Source organism: Acinetobacter sp. 25-47-122 (assembly GCF_056779695.1).
In genome coordinates this window covers 80,732-99,635 of the sequence record NZ_JBWYIJ010000008.1, presented here as the reverse complement: position 1 = coordinate 99,635, position 18,904 = coordinate 80,732, and the positions used below count along the sequence as shown (strand labels likewise).

Below are 18,904 nucleotides of genomic sequence, written 5' to 3'. Positions count from 1 at the left end.
GGACTAGGCTCTTTTAAATGCAGGTCTTAAAGCTTATTGGAAAGAAAAACCATCTAAGTTTAAGTTATTTGCAGAAAGTGCTAAATCTAAGCTAGACGTTTGATAATCTTGCTCACGCTGTTTCAAGATATCTTTAGTGACATGACCTTCAGCGATTTCACGTAAAGCAACCACTGTTGGTTTGTCATTGTCCCATTCTACAGTTGGTTCGATACCTTGACGAGCAAGTTGACGCGCGCGTTTGCTTGCCACTAGTACAAGCTCAAAGCGGTTGTCTACATGGTCTAAACAATCTTCAACGGTTACGCGTGCCATAAGAGTTCTCGTATGTATGAAATTTTTTAACAGACTGCGCAGTATAAAATGCTTTGTCTATAGACTCAAGTTTAATCACGAATTCGGTGTGATTAATTTTTGAATTAAATCTTTATGTCGGTGAGCCTGTTGTGATAATGAAAGACGGTTCGCATTAATGACAGACTCAAGATCATGTAAAGCTTTATTAAAATCATCATTCAAGATGATGTAATCGAAGTTTACGTACTGTTGCATATCTTCTACCGCACAACTTAAGCGATGTTCAATCACTTCAACAGAATCTGTACCGCGGTTTGATAGGCGTTGGCGAAGATCAAATTGAGTAGGTGGAAGAATGAAAATTTGTTTTGATTCAGGAAAAAGTTTGCGAACCTGTTCTGCACCTTGCCAATCAATTTCAAGTAAAACATCATGACCCTTTGCAAGTTGTTCTTTTACAGTCGCTTGTGAAGTGCCGTAGTAGTTACCGAAAACTTCCGCGTATTCGATGAAACCACCTTGATTCACTTGCTCAATGAAAGATTCTTTGCTGGTAAAGTGATAATGCACACCATCTAATTCACCAGGGCGTTGACCTCGAGTAGTGTGTGAAACAGAAACGTGTAAATTGCTTACGCGCTCAAGTAGGGCTTTAACTAATGATGTTTTGCCAGTTCCAGAAGCAGCTGAAACGACAAACAAGAGACCCGACATGATATTTTTCCTGATATGATAAAATATCTTCTCTATTTTAGAGCAGAGTGCTTTTAAACTAAATAGCAATTCGCATTTGTTTTAAAAAATATTCTGATTCATTGACCAAATTTTAGCGATCGTTTGAGGGTCTTATGGAAATTGTTTTAGCTAATCCACGTGGTTTCTGTGCTGGTGTAGACCGCGCTATTGCGATCGTTAATCGTGCACTTGAAAGCTTCAATCCTCCCATTTACGTTCGTCATGAAGTGGTACATAACAAATTTGTTGTGGACGATTTACGCCAACGTGGTGCAATTTTTGTAGATGAATTAGATGAAGTTCCTGATGACAATATTGTGATTTTTAGTGCACATGGTGTATCAAAAGCTGTACAACAAGAAGCTGAGCGCCGTGGATTAAAAGTATTTGATGCCACATGTCCTCTCGTGACAAAAGTGCATATCGAAGTCACAAAATATGCGCGTGAAGGGATTGAAGCTATTCTGATTGGTCATGAAGGGCATCCAGAAGTTGAAGGCACCATGGGTCAATATGATCTAAAAAATGGTGGTGCAATTTATCTGGTTGAAGATGAAGATGATGTTGCTGCTTTACAGGTGAATAATCCTAATAAGTTAGCATTTGTCACTCAAACGACACTTTCAATTGATGATACTGCAAAGGTCATTGATGCATTGCGTGCTAAATTCCCAGCGATCCAAGGGCCGCGTAAAGATGATATCTGCTATGCAACTCAAAACCGTCAAGATGCGGTCCGTGATTTAGCGACTCAATGTGATGTCGTTTTAGTTGTTGGTTCTCCAAACTCTTCGAACTCTAATCGTCTTCGTGAATTGGCAGAGCGAATGGGTAAGCATGCTTATCTCGTAGATAATGCGGATGAGCTGAAAAAGGAATGGTTTGCTGAAACCACTAAAATTGGTGTTACCGCAGGTGCTTCAGCACCTGAAATTTTGATTAAACAAGTGATTCAGCGTCTACAAGATTGGGGCGCTACGTCACCACAGGAATTAAATGGGCGAGAAGAGAACATAACCTTTAGCTTGCCTAAAGAATTGAGAATTCAAGTTACTCAAGCTTAATAATGAATTATCAATGACATACCAGGATAAGTGAACAGATTGCAAAAGCGTGATCTTATCCTCATTTTAATACCATTTGTCATAACTGTGTTGGTTTTATAATTATAAAATATTACTTTTGTAACATTAATAAATAAATACAAAAGTTTGAATATGAAAGACTTACAACGGGGCTTTACCATTATTGAGCTGTTGATTACCACAATTGTGCTATCAATCACAGCAACCATGGCTATTCCATCTTTTAAAAATCTTGTTGCGCAATATCGCCTAAATTCAGATGTGCGTGAATTATCAAGCGTGCTGATGATGGCGCGTAATCAAGCAACATTGTTAAGAAAAGATGTGACTGTAGATCTTAAGTCGAATCAATCAGATAGCAGTACAATCTTTCATTGGACACCCAAAGCGCAAAATAAATTGACTTCATCACAAGAAAAAGTCACATTCTGGATGGATGGGGGAATTTCTGACTTTACATCTGACATAAATTTTTCTATTTGTAATAAGGTGTTAGGTGTTTCTAAAACGATAGCAATAACAAGAATGGGAACACAATATTTAAAAGCAGAGGGGACATGCTAATGCGTGCTGCGCAACAGGGGGTAGGAATGATCGAAATTCTAGTTGCCTTATTGGTTTTGGCCATTGGGGTATTGGGGTTTTCATTTTTACAAATGCGCGCAATTGATGCTTCACATGAAGCAATGTCTAAATTACAAGCCATGAATTTAGCGCGTGACTTATCTGAGAAGATACGTGCGAACTCAAATGCTTATACTCAGTATCAAGCTAGAATAAATGCAGAAACACAAACAACTACAGCCAAATCATGTGTGCAAAAAGGAACGACGAATCCATGTGTTCAAGCAGCCGATTTTGCCCATTATGATGCTGCCCAGATAATAAAAAATGCCAATGATCTTGGTATGAGTATCAAAATGCCGAATTGCCAAGTCAGTAATAATTTGCAATCTCGCCGATGCATTTACGTAGCCTGGGGAAAAACAAAACCTATCGATGATGCTTCTGCAAAAGATGCATGTACCCATGGTGGAAGTTATTTACCAAAAGCGCAATGCATCGTTATGGAGCTTTATTGATGCAGCATCGTAGGTATACACAAAAAGGTTTGACGCTAGTCGAGCTTATGATCGCTTTGGTGCTTGGATTATTGATTACCGCTGCTGCGGTACATCTGTTTTTTACAGGGCAGATGGGATTCACGATGCAGAAAGGGATGTCGGAGGTTCAAGATAACGGGAACTTCGGTCTGCGCTTTCTTACTTATGAAATTCGTAAAGCAAATTATGGTCAAGTAAATATCATAAATGATCGTTTGACGCATGGTGGCATTGTTATCACTTCAGCTCAGTCTCCAGTGGTGCCTACATCTGGTGATTTGGCATTTAATGCGACCAATATTCCCGTCAATATTTCACGAAATATTCCAAATACGGAGGTTGTGCCTGTATCGCAATCTGGTATGCCGAGTAATATAGAGTTGGTTTCCGCTGAATCTTCACAACCTGCTCAAGCGGGAATGAGCGACCAATTGGTCATGCAGTTTTATGCTGATACACAAGGTGTGGATTGTGAAGGTAATAATTACGATGCTGGACGATATATTGTTCAACGTTTTTTTCTACGTAAAGATGCAAATGCAAATATTCAAAAAGAACCACACGATGCATTGGTCTTGGCCTGTGAAGCAGGGTGGTACACGCGTAACAGCACTCAAATTTTAAAAAATTTTAATAATAAACAGACTGTCTTTGGAACAACGAATGGTGAAATTTTGATGCATCGTGTTGATCACTTTCACTATCTGTTGGGGATTTCTAATGACGATAATACGGCACAGCAAAGATATATAAGTATTGAAGATTATAAAAAGCTCAATGTTTATCCACGTCCACGCATCAATTCAATACAGGTCGGTTTATTAGTAAGGTCATCTGAGAATGTAGGTCAAAATCAAGCAATTTCTCCTCATCAAGAATTTGAAGTTCTTGATCAAAAAGTAAAATTAAAAAAAGCACAAAAAACCGTCGCGACTAAATTTATTCGACAAGTCATTACACAAACGATCGCGATTCGAAATGGTATGAGTGTGATGGATTCAGCGGAGGGCTTATGATTCAACATCAACGTGGTGCAACGCTGATTGTGGTACTGATTATGTTAGTTCTGCTCACCATTATTGGTACTTGGGCGATTCGACAAAGTATGGTGAGTTTGAATATCACCACCAACAGCCAAGCGCAACAATTGTTAATGCAATCTTCCGATACTGTTTTTTATCGATTGGGGCATGGCGGCTATGCTGCCTCCAGTGGTAACCCTCTGAGCTTAATTGGTTACTCGATTCAGAATGAAGGTGACGAAGTCGTATTCTGTTTTAGAAACCAATCCAATAGTGCGATGTTTAATGTTTCCAACAGTAGTGTATTGCGTTGGAATGAAGCAATGAGTGATGTCTCAGTCGATGGTGTTTCTGGGTTTTGTTCCTTATCAAACGATGGGGATTATGCCAGTGCTCGTAAGGCGCAATTAACTCAGGTGTCTGTAATCGTAAGCCCTCCATCAGACAGTGATCATGATATCCCACTTTCAAACGCAAACGTTGGAACTGACACTGAAAGTATAGGACAACCTTCTGATACTAAAAAAATAACAGTCTATTCAACATCGCTCTTACCCGCATTGTCTTCGACAGATTTAACGGATGAAATCCATCTTTGTTTGCGCCGACCACATACAGCACCATTGGTGGGTAATGCACAAACCATTTCATCTTGTTTAAAGGATATTGGTGTGCCGTATAACACCCAAATTCAAAGTTACATTTTTGATGCTTATCAGCGCGCTGAATCTTAATGGGGATGTGTTGTGAATAAAAAGATAAAGAATCATTTTACAAAAAAGATGATTGCGCAAAGTATTGCAGTCGTGATGGCATTGGGTGCGATCCCAATGCAATTGAGTGCCAGTGATCTACAAATTTATCAAAATCCTGTAGCAAAAAATAATCCGATTATCATGTTGGCGATTGATAACTCGATGAGTATGAGTGCAGTAGATGCAACTTATAAAGGTCAAAGTGTTAGCCGTTTAAATGCCTTAAAAAACTCATTGGTAGATGCCTTAAATGCAAAGGACTTATCAGGAAATTATCGTATTCCAGATAATGTTTATATTGGGGTGTCGGTGTTTACGTCAACAGGTGAAATAGGGACAACAGAAGATTGGTTAAGCTATGGTGAAAATGCTCGTTCATCTAAAATCTTACTAGAAGCAAAACAACTTACACCTGCTCACCGTACGGATTTAATCAATAAAATTAATAGTATTGGAGCCGTAGGTAGTACGCCCACACCACTATTACTCTCAGAAACTTATGCATATTTACTAGGAAATCGTACCTTTGGGGCTAACCTAAAAGGCATCGATTTACTTCCTTCATCTAAATATTCTAATTATAGCCGTGGTTTATCTGGAGCATCATTTGCGCCAGCGGACATTCGCAAAGCGGATGGTAGTTATAGAGCGCCACTCAACAAGTTGAATAACAGTGATGCCCAATGTAGTACGCAAGGTGTTTTTTTCTTAACAGATGGGGCGCCAGTTGGTTTGAGACCAAAGACGGTACTCCCTGTCATGCAAAATGCGTTGGCAGATGACAGCTTTACTTGTGAAGGCTCGCCCTTAAAAGATGTCTACTACAATTACGGTAATGCCAAAGGTGCCAGTGGTGCCGCGACCTTCAATGGCGAGTTTAAGGAAATGGCGACGCAGCCATATCGTTTTTATGAAGATGATATTGGTAATGCTGTGTCAGCCAATCAAACCACCTGGCAAAACCGTAGTTCATGGGCTTGTGTGGGTAAGATGGTTCAGCGTTTGGCAAATCAAACACAGATGACCAGCGATGCGAATCAGAAGCGTGTTTATACATCTACTGTAGGTTTTGGTCCCTTATTCCAAAAGCATCCACGAGAAACCTGTCGTGATTATGACAATGACGGTCTATACGATCATTGTACTTTTGATAGTAGCTATACAGGTTCTGGAAATGACATTTCCAATAGTATGAATGCTCAAGCATTAAAACAGTTGGGGAATGTGATTGGTAAAGGGGATACCTACGGGACTCGCCAAGAAATTGGGGGGTATACCCAAGCGACTTCTGGTGAAGATATTCAGAATGCATTGAATACCTTCTTGGTTGCCGTCTCTCACGGTAACTTTGAGGCTGCTAGTTTTGGTACTTATGTGGTGCCATTTGACCGTTTATCAACAAGTTCAGCATATCCTTATGTGTTCGCACCGCAGTTTCAACCACAGGTGAGCACAGCAAATTCGGTATTGGCTTCCACACATCAATTATGGTTAGGGAACTTAAAGAAATACAGTATTAACGCTCAAGCTGTGATGATTGATCGTGCGGGGAAAGAGGTACTTGATCGATCAGGTGCAATACGAACCAATACGCAGGATTTTTGGAACAATACTGGAATCGATGATGGTTTGAGTGCAATTCAAGGGGGCGTGTTCTCTCGGATTGCCACACCTTCACCACTAGCAGGTGTTACTGCTACAGACAAAATAAAAACGCGCCCGTTATTCACCAATGCAACGATTGCCACAACGGGTGATCAAGCAAAACGATTGGTAGGTTCTGAGAATGGACAACTGACGAAATTAACGACACAGAATGTGCTGGCCGCGACCTATATTGATTCAACCAAGTCGGGGTGGCGACAAAATGTATATCAACCCTATTTACTGTCGGCTTTGGGTTATCGACTTGATAAAAACTACTTAAGTAGCTTACCTGCTGGATACATTTGGAATGATCTAAATAAGGTTAAAGATCTTAAGGTGATGCAGCAAATGGGAGGCGTTGTTCACTCGGAACCACTATTGGTCACGCTCGAAGCAAAATATAACGCGGGGTCTGGTACCATTTTAGCGAATACCCGTAATGCGACTCATCGAAAAGATTACGTGGTATTTGGGACGATGCAAGGATTATTGCATGTTGTGGATCAAGAAACTGGTGAAGAGGCATTTAGTTTCTTAGCTCATGAAATGGTTCAAGATCCAAGTCGACGAGACGCGTTACTTGAACAGTCCAATACATTATTGTCATCTGCGCATCCTATTTATGGCATGGATGGATCATGGACTTCAGATGTTCAATATAAGATTGATCAGAACAACAATAAGTTTATTGCTGCGAAAGCCAACATTTATGGTGGTATGCGCATGGGTGGGCGTAGTTATTATGCCTTGGATATGAAAAATCCGAACCAACCTGAATTACTTTTCCATGTTGATCCAAGTTCTGGAACGATAAAGAGTAAATCAACATCAGTGAGTGGCACAAATCAATCAGATGCCTTAAAAGCTATGGGATATAGTTGGTCTAAACCTACCATTGCTAAAATTCGTTTTGACGGCAAAGTTAAAACGGTCATGATTGTGGGTGGTGGCTATGATATGGCCTATGAAACGGATGGTTATCAGCCTCAATCTGCATTAACTGGTCAACGAGCTAATCAAGGGGCGGGCGTCTATATTTTTGATGCTGAAACGGGCGAATTATTGTGGAATGCACGCTATGGCAACCAATCGAATCAAACCAGTGTTGATGTTAAGCATGCTGAGATGAAATATAGTGTGGTCAGTCAAATTAAAGCATTTGACCGCAATACGGATGGTTTGATCGATCACCTATATTTTGGTGATTTAGGTGGGCAAGTGTGGCGCGTCGATCTCAATAATCGTCTTGGAACGAATACAACCGCGTTTGGACGAGTGACACGTCTTGCTGATTTTAGTGCGTATCACCAACGTTTTTATGAAATGCCTGCTTTGACCATCCATGATCTGAATGGTGAGCGATTTGGTGCGGTGAGTATTGCGTCAGGAAATCGCAGCTTTCCATTAAATACCAGCAATATTTATGACAATCGAGTCTATGTGTTACATGATTATGACTTGGCACAACCGAATTTGTTTCAAGCGAATTTTGCTAAAACACAAAACCTTACCGAAGCTCATTTAACTGCATGGTCTAATTTATCAGGTACAACAGTGCCACATCTGATGAACCGTAATAAGCGTGGTTGGTTCTATGTGCTGCAACGAACAACGGCTAAAAACGAAACAGCGAATACTGGTACAGTTAAAGCATTAAATGGTTATATTGCGATCGCAAATAGTCCAAGTCATTCAGATTTATATGTGTCTTTATACAATCCAAATGATGCATCGTCACAACAACCGAACCAATGTACTGGGGGCATTAAAGGAGCAAGTCGTACCTTAAAGCTTTGCTTGCCGTATGGTGTTTGTGGAGATGCTGGATCAACGTCTAATCTTCAAAATAAAATTGTGGCAGAAATCTCAGACACTAAGTCTGATGGGATTAGTAAGCTAAACAGCGTACCTATTGTCCAGAATGGTAAAAAGAAAACGACTTTGCTGGGCGGTGGTTATACCAACTACATCACAACCAAAGTGCTGAAAGCTTATAACTGGTTTGAGCGTCAGTAGGTGGTTACCATGAATCAAAAAGGTTTTACGCTGATTGAGTTGATGGTTGTTGTAGTGATAATTGCCATATTGATGACAATCGCAGTGCCATCATACCAAAGTTATTTAAAACGTAATGCTGCTGCACAGGCTCAGCAAGAAGTATCCAAAATTATTGAACAACTAGAACGCTATAAAAGTCGCAGTTTTTCCTATCGAGGTTTTGATGCGAAGTATATTTACGATCAAGATACTTCAATGACGAGTATTTCCCTGCCTGATGCGAAGAAACCAAAATATGTGATTAGTATTGCCGATATCAGTGAAAAAACACCTAAAACCTTATTAAGTTCAGATCAGGGCTTGGGACGGGCATGGGGGATTCGAGCTGTACCAACGCAGACAGGCTATGATGCGTTTTTGGCGACGAGTCAGGGTATTCGTTGTAAAACAGAATATTTGGTGGAAAATGACTTAAAAGAAGTCAATGCATATACAGGATGTGGTGCAAATGCAAAACAATGGTAATTCAGGATTTACTTTAGTAGAGATTATGATTGCAGTGGTCATCATTGGAATTTTAGCCATGATTGCCTATCCGTCCTACCAAGAATATGTTCGTAAAACTAAACGTGTCGAAGTAAAAACCACATTGGCAGATATTGCAGCTCGACTTCAGCACTATCAGGCTGCGAATTACAGTTATATTAAATCGGATGGCAAAGCAGTCACGTTAGCTGAATTGGGATTTCAGACCAATGCGCAAAATCGAGTTGAAGTTCCGCATTATGATCCTGTCTATACGGTTGGTATATTAGATGTAACCAACAACAGTTGGGTGTTGAGTGCAGTGCCTGTGAGTGGAAAATTGATGCAAACAGATGGTCACTTTGTCATAAATGAAGCCAATGAAAAATGTTGGGTGAAAGCAGCTTCTTGTACGCCTTCTTCAAGTACAAACTGGGATGGAAAATAAATTTAAATTCAAAAATGTGGATAAATAATTTTTGAGCTTTCAATCGGATCAAAGTTCACGTAAAATACTGCCCTCTATGAAAGGGGTTTGAAATGTATCGATGGTCGGTGCAGGGATAATCCGTAAAAACTATAAGGTTCTATCATGGTTGTTATTCGTCTTGCACGCGGTGGTGCTAAAAAACGTCCGTTCTATCAAATCATCGTGACTGATAGCCGTAATGCACGTGACGGTCGTTTCATCGAACGTATCGGTTTCTTCAACCCTACAGCTCAAGGTAAAGCAGAAAAACTTCGTTTAGATGCTGATCGTTTCGCTCACTGGGTTGCTCAAGGTGCTCAACCTTCTGAACGTGTTGCTTCATTAGCTGCTCAAGCTAAAAAAGCTGCAGCTGCTGTTTAATACGGTAGAAGCTAGCCCATGACACCAACACAGAATGTTCCCGAAGATCGTATTCAGATTGGACAGCTACGTTCAGCTTATGGATTAAATGGGTGGCTCTGGGTCTATTCCAATACAGAACCTATGAGCAACATATTTGACTATCTGCCTTGGTACATCGAGACCAAAGCAGGTTGGCAAATTGTAGATGTGAAACGTTGGAAGCCACATGGTAAAGGCTTAGTTGTTTCGCTGAAAGGTGTGAGTGATCGTACTGCAGCAGACAATTTAGTTGGCGCAAATATCTGGATTTCTAAATCGCAACTGCCTCAACCAGGCGTGGACGAGTATTATTGGTCTGATCTAAAGGGTCTAACAGTGTTAGGTCTGGATGATGAAGAGCAAGAAGTCAATCTTGGTCAAATCCACGAATTGTTTGAAACAGGTGCTAACGATGTGATGGTAGTTCGCGCAACTGCTGACAGTGTCGATGGCGAAGAGCGAATGATTCCATGGCATAAAGATGTGGTGCAACGCGTTGATCTCGAAACTGGTCGTATCTATGTCAATTGGGGCGTAGATTACTAATATTTTCGGAAATACGGGAGTCTGCGATGTTTTTTGCAGTCATTACGCTTTTTCCTGAAATGTTTGAAGCGATTACAAGTTTTGGTATTAGCGGTCGCGCAGCGAAACGCGATTTAATGCAAATTCATTGTATTAATCCTCGTGATTTTGCAACAGGGAACTACAAACGAGTGGATGAGCGTCCATTTGGTGGTGGTCCTGGTATGGTGATGATGGCTGAGCCATTGGCAAAAGCAATTCATCGTGCCAAAGAGCTTGCAACGCAAGCAGGTGCTGTTCATGTACCTGTGGTGTATATGTCGCCACAAGGTAAAACCTTAAATGAACCTTCAGTACAAGATTTCGTGCAATATGACGGATTAATTGTATTGTGTGGTCGTTATGAAGGTGTTGATGAGCGTTTGATCCAAAAATATGTTGATCAGGAATGGTCCATAGGGGATTACGTTTTATCTGGGGGAGAACTGCCTGCGATGGTTTTATTGGACAGTATTATTCGGAGACTTCCGGGTGCAATGTCTGATGAACAATCACACGTTCAAGACTCATTTGTAGATGGTTTACTCGACTGTCCGCAATATACAAAGCCTGATCATTTTGAAGGTTTGGATGTGCCTGAGGTACTAAAATCAGGTCATCATGCAAATATTGAAAAATGGCGTTTTTTGCAGCGCTATCAACGAACGCTTGAACGTCGACCTGAATTGGTTGAAAAAGTTGAGTTGACTAAGCAGCAAAAGAAATGGCTCAAAGATTCGCAAAAATAAATCTTTTAGATTTATTTAAGCAAATATGACCTCAAGTATATTGCTTGAAGTATTAAATAGGCTCTTTATGCATTGAAGCGGTCAAGCATAAAGGGAAAGTCAATCGGGTCTATGCGCCTTAGCCTCTAGCCCCAGTGGATATCAGACCTCTTCTGACCCACACATATTGGAGATACCCCATGAGCGGTAAGCATCCTTTAGTACAAGCTGTAGAAAATGCTCAGCTTAAACAAGACATCCCAGCTTTTGCACCAGGTGACACAGTAGTTGTCCAAGTAAAAGTAAAAGAAGGTGACCGTGAACGTTTACAAGCGTTCGAAGGCGTTGTAATCGCTAAGAAAAACCGTGGTTTGAACTCTGCGTTCACAGTACGTAAAATTTCTAGCGGTGTTGGTGTTGAGCGTGTTTTCCAAACTCATTCACCAATCGTAGCTAAAATCGAAGTTAAACGTCGTGGTGACGTTCGTCGTGCTAAACTTTATTACCTACGTGAACTTTCTGGTAAAGCTGCACGTATTCGTGAAAAGTTACCAGCTCGTAAACAAGGTTAATTTTAGCCTTGCTTCGAAGCAAAAAATGCGCCTTTTGGCGCATTTTTTTATGATCAAAACTTACAAACCTTGAATCTTCAAACGATTGGCATGTTGTCTAAAGATTGATACTGGATCAGGAGCAAAGAAGCCTTTAAGCCCAAGTATTTGATTGACTTCATCAAAATGATTTAAGTTGTAATTATCACGAATTACTTTGCCGTATTTAGCACTACAAATAGGCACGAGACCATCGTGATTGCGTTCATTAGGCATAATCGCTGTCCCTAAGACAACAATTGCGGTATCTAAAATATCGAGAACATTGGTCACCTTTGAAGAACCAATCCAAGAATAATGATATACGCCGTTAGCCGTTTGTGATGAACCGTTAGAATTACAGTCTTTCGGGATCGCAGCAGAAGGGAACTTTTGATTAAATTCTAAAGAACCTTTTACAGAAAGATCATACATGGATTGTTCGTAATTAACGCTAAGACTTGGATTACCTTCCATAATTGAAATTGCAGGTGCCAAAATATCACCAATAACTAATTTTGCTACACTATTAAGCACTTTACTATTTACGAAAGTATCTCCTAGGGGAGAGCCCTTAATACTGCCTGCAACAGCAGTTAGAGAAGCAACTTTCTCAGGAGCAATGGCTTCAACGTAACGTACAGTAGGTCCTCCATGACTATGGCCGATCAAATTGACCTTGTCTTTACCCGTAATAGCTAAAGCTGTTTCTACTTGTTGTAACAGTTGCTCACCACGAACCACAGTTGATTCGACAGGAGACATTTGAGCGACAAAAACACGTGCACCATTTCGTGCGAGGTCAGGGGTAATTTGATAGAACTGATCTAAACCGAAATGTTCTGTACCAATGCGGCTAAAACCTAATGCAAAGCCATGGGCCATAACAATAGGGTACTTAGTTTGCGCATAATTGGTATTTACGTATTTAGCTTCGACATCGATCAGGCCGGAAGCATATGTAAGTTGAGATAATCCTACCAGACTTAGCAGAAGTGCTGGGATCATTTTTTTTGTTTTCATTTTTTCTTCCTTAAAAAGACAATATTTATTGTCAAAAAATATTGTAAAGAAAAACTAAACAAAAATAAGATAAATCTGACTAAATGTTAATCATTATTAAACTGAAAGAAAGGGTGAAAAGCTCACCCTTTGTGTTTAGGTTTTATAGCCCTTGGAGTTTAAGTCGATTTGCATGCTGACGATAAACATCTACAGCGCTTGGTGCAAAAATGCTTTTTAAACCGAGTAGATGGTTAATTTCATCTAAATGATTCCATTTATAATTATCACGAATGACCTTGCCAAATCGAGCGGAGCAACGCCCTACAATTCCATCTCCATTTTTTTCAGCCAAAAGAGAAGAAGCTAACATGCCATAATCAGATGGATCTAAAGCGGTATTAAATGGAGAGTTACCCATAAATGAATAATAATGAGTATTGTTGACACGATAAGCCCCTTCACCACATTGGGTTGTAGGTACACCATTTGGAAAATTCTGACTAAATTTGAGAGATTCTTTCGTTCCTAAACTTTGTAGGGCTGCTTTAGCATCATAAGGAAAGACTTTTGGATCAAGACCAGATGCGAATGTAATCACTGGCGATACCAGATTGTCAAAAATCGCGCGAGCAGGTGCTTCTAAAATATTACCTACCAGAACACCTTCTAGTATATCAGCCATTCTTGCTCCTTGATTTCCAGAAGCAATTGTCGTAACAGATGCGACATGATCAGGTATAACACCTGCAATATACCGAACAGTCTGACCACCATGACTATGTCCGATTAAATTCACTTTTTGCTTGCCGGTAATGGCAAGTATCTCTTCAACTTGACTCAGTGCTTGTTCGCCTCGCACTTCACTTGAGTTCATCGTTGAAACACGTGTTTGCCAGATGTTTGCACCATTTCGAGCAAGATCAGGAGTGATCTGATAAAAGTAGTCAACACCGACCATACTACCAAAGCCAAATAAGCCATGGGCAAGCACAATAGGGTATTGGGTTTGTGCATAATTTGATTTAGGTGTTTTGACGGTATGGTTAACGGCTAGATCTTTAATTTGGGTTGAGGCTTGTGCAACAGGAAGAAAACATGAACCTATGCATAGGCTCATGACTATTTTTTTTAGTTTCATTTTCGATACTCATTCAGTGATTCGTTTATTTTTATGATTCAGGCGATATCCATCGCCATAATTTAAGATACTAAAATTGTGACTTAAGTCTATAAAAAAAGAGATAAAGTGCAAATTTATTTATATAAATTGGATGGGTGACTCATTTATAGGATAGATATGTCATGCTAATGAGGGCTATTTAAACAGTCTGGACCCATCTAGAGATGAGTGCAGACAAAAAAATATATTAGAGACCTTGTTGTTTAAGGCGATTTGCATGTTGACGATACATCGAGACTGGATCTGGCGCAAAGACACTTTTTAAACCAAGCACTTGATTGACTTCATCTAGATGATTCCAATTGAGATCATCACGGATGGTTTTACCGAATTTCGCACTACAGCGTGAAACTAGACCATCATTCTCTTGACCACCATCAATTAATAAACTGGTAATTTTTAAAGCTGAGTCTACATCAAGTGGGTTTGTGACCGTTCCGATACCCGTAAAGGAATAGTTATATATTCCTTGTTCACGATATAAACCTTCAGAGCATGAGTTTTGAGGAACGCCTATAGGATATTTTTGATTAAATATTGCTGATCCTGCTAAGCTCAAACTATTGGCTCCCGCAAGTGAGTCATGAGGGAAGGATGCTGGATCAAGTCCCTGTGCCCAAATAATAGCTTTAGACAGTAGATTGACTACAGCCACAATTGGTGTTTCAAGGATTGGTGCTGTATCACGAATTTTTAATATAAAATCAGACACTGGTGAGCCTTGATGTGGCGCCCCAATCGCTGTCATTGATGCAACTAATTCAGGTCTTACACCTGCGACATATCGAATTGTGGGCCCGCCGTGAGAGTGACCGATTAGATTGACCTTAGGCGACCCAGTGAGTGCAATGACTTCTTCAACTTGATGTAAAAGTTGCTCACCCCGAATTTCTGATGAGTTAAATGGCGATACACGGGAAGCCCATACATTTGCACCGTTACGGGCGAGATCAGGTAAAATTTGATACCAATAATCTACACCGAGTGGATCAGTGCCAATACGGATAAAACCAGACATTCCGTGACTAAATACGATTGGATACTGGGTTTTTGCATAGGTAGTTTGAAATTTTGAAGTCACTTGTTCAGGTGCTGTAGCAGCGTAACTCGTGCCAATTAAACAGGCGAAAGAGAGGCATGTCCCCAAAATAAATTTTCTCATCTCTATTCCTTAGATGGATTGAAATATTCGACAATTTCCGTTGTCACAATAAGAGTATAGCGAAGCAAAAGGAAAGAAAAGCGGATTTAAATTTTAGGGAACAATTTTTAAGATAAGCCTCCATAATTTCGTGATGAGCGTATGGAGGCTTGATAAGATTATAGTCCTTGAAGTTTCAAACGATTTGCATGTTGTCGATAAACCGATACTGGATCTGCTGCAAAAATGCTAGTCATCCCCATCATTTGATTGACCTCATCTAAATGATTCCAACGGTAATCATCCCGAATCGTTTGTCCGAAGCGAGCACTGCAAACTGGGACTAAACCATCATTTGCACCTTCCTTAGATACAATGAAAGATGCCGCTTGCATTGCATAATCCGATGGATCAAGGGCATTGGTAAACGGTGTATTACCAGTAAATGAATACATACGCATGCCATTGACTTGATATGCACCCTCACCACATTTTGTGGTTGGTACACCCGCAGGGAAACGTTGTGTAAATGCTAATGAGCCTGCTGTAGATAAACTTTTAGCCGAGGCAAGCGAATCATGTGGTAGGCTTTTCGCATTTAATCCTTGTGCCCAAACAATTGCTCCCGAGACAAAATTCATCGCTGTCGCAAGCACAGTATCAAGTCCTGTTCCTTCTGAACGCAAGATAAAGTCTGCCATAGGTGATCCTTTATTCACACCAGCGACAGTGGTCATGGATGCCACATGTTCAGGAATTGTTCCACCAATATAACGTATTGATGGTCCACCTTGACTATGCCCAATTAAGTTCACTTTTTGTGCACCAGTGATGGCTAAAATATCTTCAACTTGTTGAAGCAATTGCTCTCCACGAATTTCGTTGGAGTTGAATGGAGATACTCGTGTAGGCCAGACATTGGCACCATTACGCGCTAGATCTGGCAGGATTTGGTGCCAATAATCTAAACCAAAGCTCTCTGTACCAAGACGGATAAATCCTGTTAGTCCGTGTGCAAATACGATTGGGTATTTAGTTTTTGCGTAGGTATTGTATTTGCCAAGTGTCGAGGTTACAGGTTTCACTTCTAATGCAGAAGCATTAGATAATTGAGTCGTTAAGCAAGCTGCAGACGTAAGTAGGCACGCCATAATTTTGTTGTATTTCATCATCATCCTCAACTTTTTATTATCAAACCCTAATCCTAGAGTTAAATTGATTATAGTGATGTAAATCACATTTTAAATATCGAATAGATGAATGGTAAATTTTTAAGGTTAAAAAAGAGAGGTAGATTTGATCAATGAACTATCTTGATGAAGATTTGAATCTGCTTTCAAATCCAGCCTAATGAATTTGAAAGCAATTACTCAATTAAAGAGCTAGAGATTTAAAGTCCTTGTAATTTAAGGCGGTTGGCGTGCTGTCTATAAACTGCAACTGGGTCAGGAGCAAAAAGTCCTTTAATTCCGAACAGCAAGTTCACCTCATCTAAATGATTCCACGGAAAGTCATCACGAATAGTTTTACCAAAATGGGCACTACAAACTGGAACGATGCCATCATTTTTTCCTGCTTTATGAACCGACAAACGGTCAAGTAGAACCATGACAGGGTCACCTAGATCCAAGGCATTCGTAAAAGGCTTGTTTCCTGTCATTGAATATAAATGAATTCCTTTTTCTTGATAAGCACCTTCGCCACAGTGGGTTAATGGTAAACCGAGAGGGAATTTTTGATTAAACAAGGCAGTTCCTTCAACAGATGTACTCACACCAGCGGCCATCGCATCATGTGGGAACGTATCAGCAGGAAGACCTTGCGCCCACATAATGACTTTACCAAAAGTGCTGATGAGAACATTCAGTAGCTCAGATGTTCCTGTTTTATCTGCGATTTTTAATACATCTGACGCGATGATTGTACCTTTGTTGGCACCGGCTACAGTCATCACCGATGCAACATGTTCAGGCATTACACCTGCGGCATAACGAACAGAGTTTGCACCATGACTATGACCAATCAGATTGAGTTTGTCAGCACCAGTAATCGCCATGACTTCTTCAAGTTGTTGAACATATTGTTCACCTCGGACTTCAGAAGAATTGAAAGGAGACATCCTAGCCGCCCATGTGTTTGCACCGTTTCTCGCTAGATCAGGTAAAATTTGATACCAGTAATCCATGCCTAGACTTTCAGTGCCTAAACGTATAAATCCGACCATTCCATGAGCGAATACAATAGGATATTTCGTTTTGGCATAATCAGATTTGACACTTGAGACTTTGATCTGTTGAGCTTGAGTAGCATAAGTTGTCGTAGATGTTAGACATAGCGCTGTCACCAGCGAGCCTAGAATGTGTTTTATTTTCATTATTATTCCTAGTTTTTTAGTGAATCTATGATGTTCTTCCAGATGAACATACAGAAGACCTTAAAAGATGTTATTGAATGCAACAAGATACAAAAAATGCCAATTTAGCTTGCCGAATTAACATATAAAAAGCAAAAAAAAATCAAAAGTTGAAATAATTAAAGGGTTTAATCATTAGCAAATGTGTTCAAAAAGCATTATTTAAATTTTGTCGAGAGTCGCTGATGGTCGGAAAAGCTATTCTGATGAATAGCTTTCCATTTAACTGCGCTATTTTGTGCGTCTAGAGTCCTGTCAGTTTCAAACGATTGGCATGCTGGCGATAAAGTGAAATAGGATCTGGGGCAAATAAACCTTTGAGACCGAACATCATATTAGCTAAATCGGTATGATTTAGTTTGTAATCATCACGAATCACACGTCCAATATGCGTGCTACAGCGCCCAACCATGCCATCATTATCTTTATTGCCATACGCTAAAGGCCCTAGCTGCATTAAAATGGTATCGATATCTAAGAGGTTGGTGGTTTGTGCAACACCAGTCCAAGAATAATAAAAGATTCCGTTGTCTATTAGGCTGCCTAAACGAGTACAACTTGACGCGAGAGCTTTTGTTGGAAAACGTTCATTAAATGCAGCAGAGCCTGTTTCAGTTAATGATTTCATCGAAGCATCAAAGCTGATCGGCATATCAGGACGACCTTGTGCATAAGCAATTAATGGGGGAATGATGTAATCCCCTAAAATATTAAATATTGTTCGAGTTGCTTCATTATTTTGAATTTTATCTGCGACCATAGAACCTCTGAAAGTCCCTCCTACACCAGTAACAGACGCAACATAGTCGGGTTTTACTGCTGCAACATAACGCACAGTCGGTCCGCCGTGCGAATGACCAATCAGATTGACCTTTTTCTGCCCAGTGATCGCAATTACTTCTTCAACCTGAGAAATTAATTGTTCTCCTCGAAATTCAGTCGTATGAGCAGGTGAGAGTTGTGCTGCAAAAACGCGTGCACCATTGCGCGATAGATCAGGTAAGATTTGATACCAATAGTCAATATTGAATGTTTCATTGCCTATGCGAGACCAGCCTAACCAACCGTGTGTCATCACAATAGGATATTTGGTTTTTGCATAACTACCGATCTTTGTCTCATTTACTTCGAGTAATCCCGGACCTGCGTGGGCAGTGAATGAGCTTGATAAGCATAGCGTTGTGACGAATGCTAACGTCGTAGGTATCAATTTAAGTTTTAAGTTTTTCATCGTTCTTCCTTGTG

Annotated in this window: 20 protein-coding genes; 12 read left to right on the top strand and 8 right to left on the bottom strand. The window is 40.2% G+C overall.

What is annotated here, in order from left to right:
• Window positions 1-33 precede the first annotated feature (33 nt).
• Window positions 34-315, bottom strand: a complete 282-nt coding sequence (rpoZ, locus tag AC1M9P_RS08980; RefSeq protein WP_035264331.1) for a DNA-directed RNA polymerase subunit omega — start codon at window positions 313-315, stop codon at window positions 34-36.
• 75 nt (window positions 316-390) lie between these two features.
• The gene (gene gmk / locus AC1M9P_RS08975; protein WP_035264330.1) at window positions 391-1,011 is read right to left on the bottom strand and encodes a guanylate kinase; all 621 of its coding nucleotides are present in this window, start codon (window positions 1,009-1,011) and stop codon (window positions 391-393) included.
• 134 nt (window positions 1,012-1,145) lie between these two features.
• On the opposite strand from gmk, the gene ispH reads away from it, so the two are divergent.
• From ispH to rplS, 12 genes are all read left to right on the top strand, one after another.
• Window positions 1,146-2,096: a 4-hydroxy-3-methylbut-2-enyl diphosphate reductase gene (gene ispH, locus AC1M9P_RS08970; protein ID WP_092766665.1), complete on the top strand. Its 951-nt coding sequence runs from the start codon at window positions 1,146-1,148 to the stop codon at window positions 2,094-2,096.
• Window positions 2,097-2,249: 153 nt separating this feature from the next.
• Window positions 2,250-2,681 (top strand): pilus assembly FimT family protein, encoded by a 432-nt coding sequence (locus tag AC1M9P_RS08965; RefSeq protein WP_481587375.1) that lies wholly within the window; start codon window positions 2,250-2,252, stop codon window positions 2,679-2,681.
• Window positions 2,681-3,199 carry a type IV pilus modification protein PilV gene (gene pilV / locus AC1M9P_RS08960; protein WP_481587374.1) on the top strand — a complete coding sequence of 173 codons (519 nt, stop codon included), beginning with the start codon at window positions 2,681-2,683 and terminating at the stop codon, window positions 3,197-3,199. Before AC1M9P_RS08965 ends, pilV begins: the two co-directional genes overlap by 1 nt.
• Entirely contained in the window at window positions 3,199-4,236 is a 1,038-nt protein-coding gene (locus tag AC1M9P_RS08955) for a PilW family protein (RefSeq protein ID WP_035264319.1), read from the top strand. Before pilV ends, AC1M9P_RS08955 begins: the two co-directional genes overlap by 1 nt.
• On the top strand, window positions 4,233-4,976 hold the full coding sequence (locus AC1M9P_RS08950; RefSeq protein WP_081403224.1) for a pilus assembly PilX family protein: 744 nt from the start codon (window positions 4,233-4,235) through the stop codon (window positions 4,974-4,976). Before AC1M9P_RS08955 ends, AC1M9P_RS08950 begins: the two co-directional genes overlap by 4 nt.
• A gap of 12 nt (window positions 4,977-4,988) precedes the next feature.
• On the top strand, window positions 4,989-8,660 hold the full coding sequence (locus AC1M9P_RS08945) for a PilC/PilY family type IV pilus protein (protein WP_481587373.1): 3,672 nt from the start codon (window positions 4,989-4,991) through the stop codon (window positions 8,658-8,660).
• A 9-nt stretch (window positions 8,661-8,669) separates the two neighbouring features.
• Window positions 8,670-9,167 (top strand): type IV pilin protein, encoded by a 498-nt coding sequence (locus AC1M9P_RS08940; protein WP_180028919.1) that lies wholly within the window; start codon window positions 8,670-8,672, stop codon window positions 9,165-9,167.
• Window positions 9,151-9,615, top strand: a complete 465-nt coding sequence (locus tag AC1M9P_RS08935; protein ID WP_481587372.1) for a type IV pilin protein — start codon at window positions 9,151-9,153, stop codon at window positions 9,613-9,615. Before AC1M9P_RS08940 ends, AC1M9P_RS08935 begins: the two co-directional genes overlap by 17 nt.
• Before the next feature lie 144 nt (window positions 9,616-9,759).
• The gene (gene rpsP, locus AC1M9P_RS08930; RefSeq protein WP_035264308.1) at window positions 9,760-10,017 is read left to right on the top strand and encodes a 30S ribosomal protein S16; all 258 of its coding nucleotides are present in this window, start codon (window positions 9,760-9,762) and stop codon (window positions 10,015-10,017) included.
• Window positions 10,018-10,035: 18 nt separating this feature from the next.
• Entirely contained in the window at window positions 10,036-10,584 is a 549-nt protein-coding gene (rimM, locus tag AC1M9P_RS08925; protein WP_035264305.1) for a ribosome maturation factor RimM, read from the top strand.
• A 26-nt stretch (window positions 10,585-10,610) separates the two neighbouring features.
• Window positions 10,611-11,351, top strand: a complete 741-nt coding sequence (trmD, locus tag AC1M9P_RS08920) for a tRNA (guanosine(37)-N1)-methyltransferase TrmD (protein ID WP_092766672.1) — start codon at window positions 10,611-10,613, stop codon at window positions 11,349-11,351.
• 179 nt (window positions 11,352-11,530) lie between these two features.
• Window positions 11,531-11,902 carry a 50S ribosomal protein L19 gene (gene rplS, locus AC1M9P_RS08915; protein WP_004787066.1) on the top strand — a complete coding sequence of 124 codons (372 nt, stop codon included), beginning with the start codon at window positions 11,531-11,533 and terminating at the stop codon, window positions 11,900-11,902.
• 60 nt (window positions 11,903-11,962) lie between these two features.
• Here rplS and AC1M9P_RS08910 read toward each other — a convergent pair whose 3' ends face one another.
• From AC1M9P_RS08910 to AC1M9P_RS08885, 6 genes are all read right to left on the bottom strand, one after another.
• Window positions 11,963-12,943 carry a lipase family alpha/beta hydrolase gene (locus AC1M9P_RS08910; protein WP_481587371.1) on the bottom strand — a complete coding sequence of 327 codons (981 nt, stop codon included), beginning with the start codon at window positions 12,941-12,943 and terminating at the stop codon, window positions 11,963-11,965.
• Between the two features lie 142 nt (window positions 12,944-13,085).
• Window positions 13,086-14,063 (bottom strand): lipase family alpha/beta hydrolase, encoded by a 978-nt coding sequence (locus AC1M9P_RS08905; protein ID WP_481587370.1) that lies wholly within the window; start codon window positions 14,061-14,063, stop codon window positions 13,086-13,088.
• Between the two features lie 229 nt (window positions 14,064-14,292).
• Window positions 14,293-15,267 carry an esterase/lipase family protein gene (locus AC1M9P_RS08900; RefSeq protein ID WP_035264290.1) on the bottom strand — a complete coding sequence of 325 codons (975 nt, stop codon included), beginning with the start codon at window positions 15,265-15,267 and terminating at the stop codon, window positions 14,293-14,295.
• A 158-nt stretch (window positions 15,268-15,425) separates the two neighbouring features.
• Window positions 15,426-16,415 carry a lipase family alpha/beta hydrolase gene (locus AC1M9P_RS08895; protein ID WP_481587369.1) on the bottom strand — a complete coding sequence of 330 codons (990 nt, stop codon included), beginning with the start codon at window positions 16,413-16,415 and terminating at the stop codon, window positions 15,426-15,428.
• Window positions 16,416-16,636: 221 nt separating this feature from the next.
• Complete coding sequence (locus AC1M9P_RS08890; RefSeq protein WP_180028914.1) at window positions 16,637-17,620, bottom strand: esterase/lipase family protein; 984 nt, start codon at window positions 17,618-17,620, stop codon at window positions 16,637-16,639.
• A gap of 283 nt (window positions 17,621-17,903) precedes the next feature.
• On the bottom strand, window positions 17,904-18,890 hold the full coding sequence (locus tag AC1M9P_RS08885) for an esterase/lipase family protein (RefSeq protein ID WP_481587368.1): 987 nt from the start codon (window positions 18,888-18,890) through the stop codon (window positions 17,904-17,906).
• Window positions 18,891-18,904 lie beyond the last annotated feature (14 nt).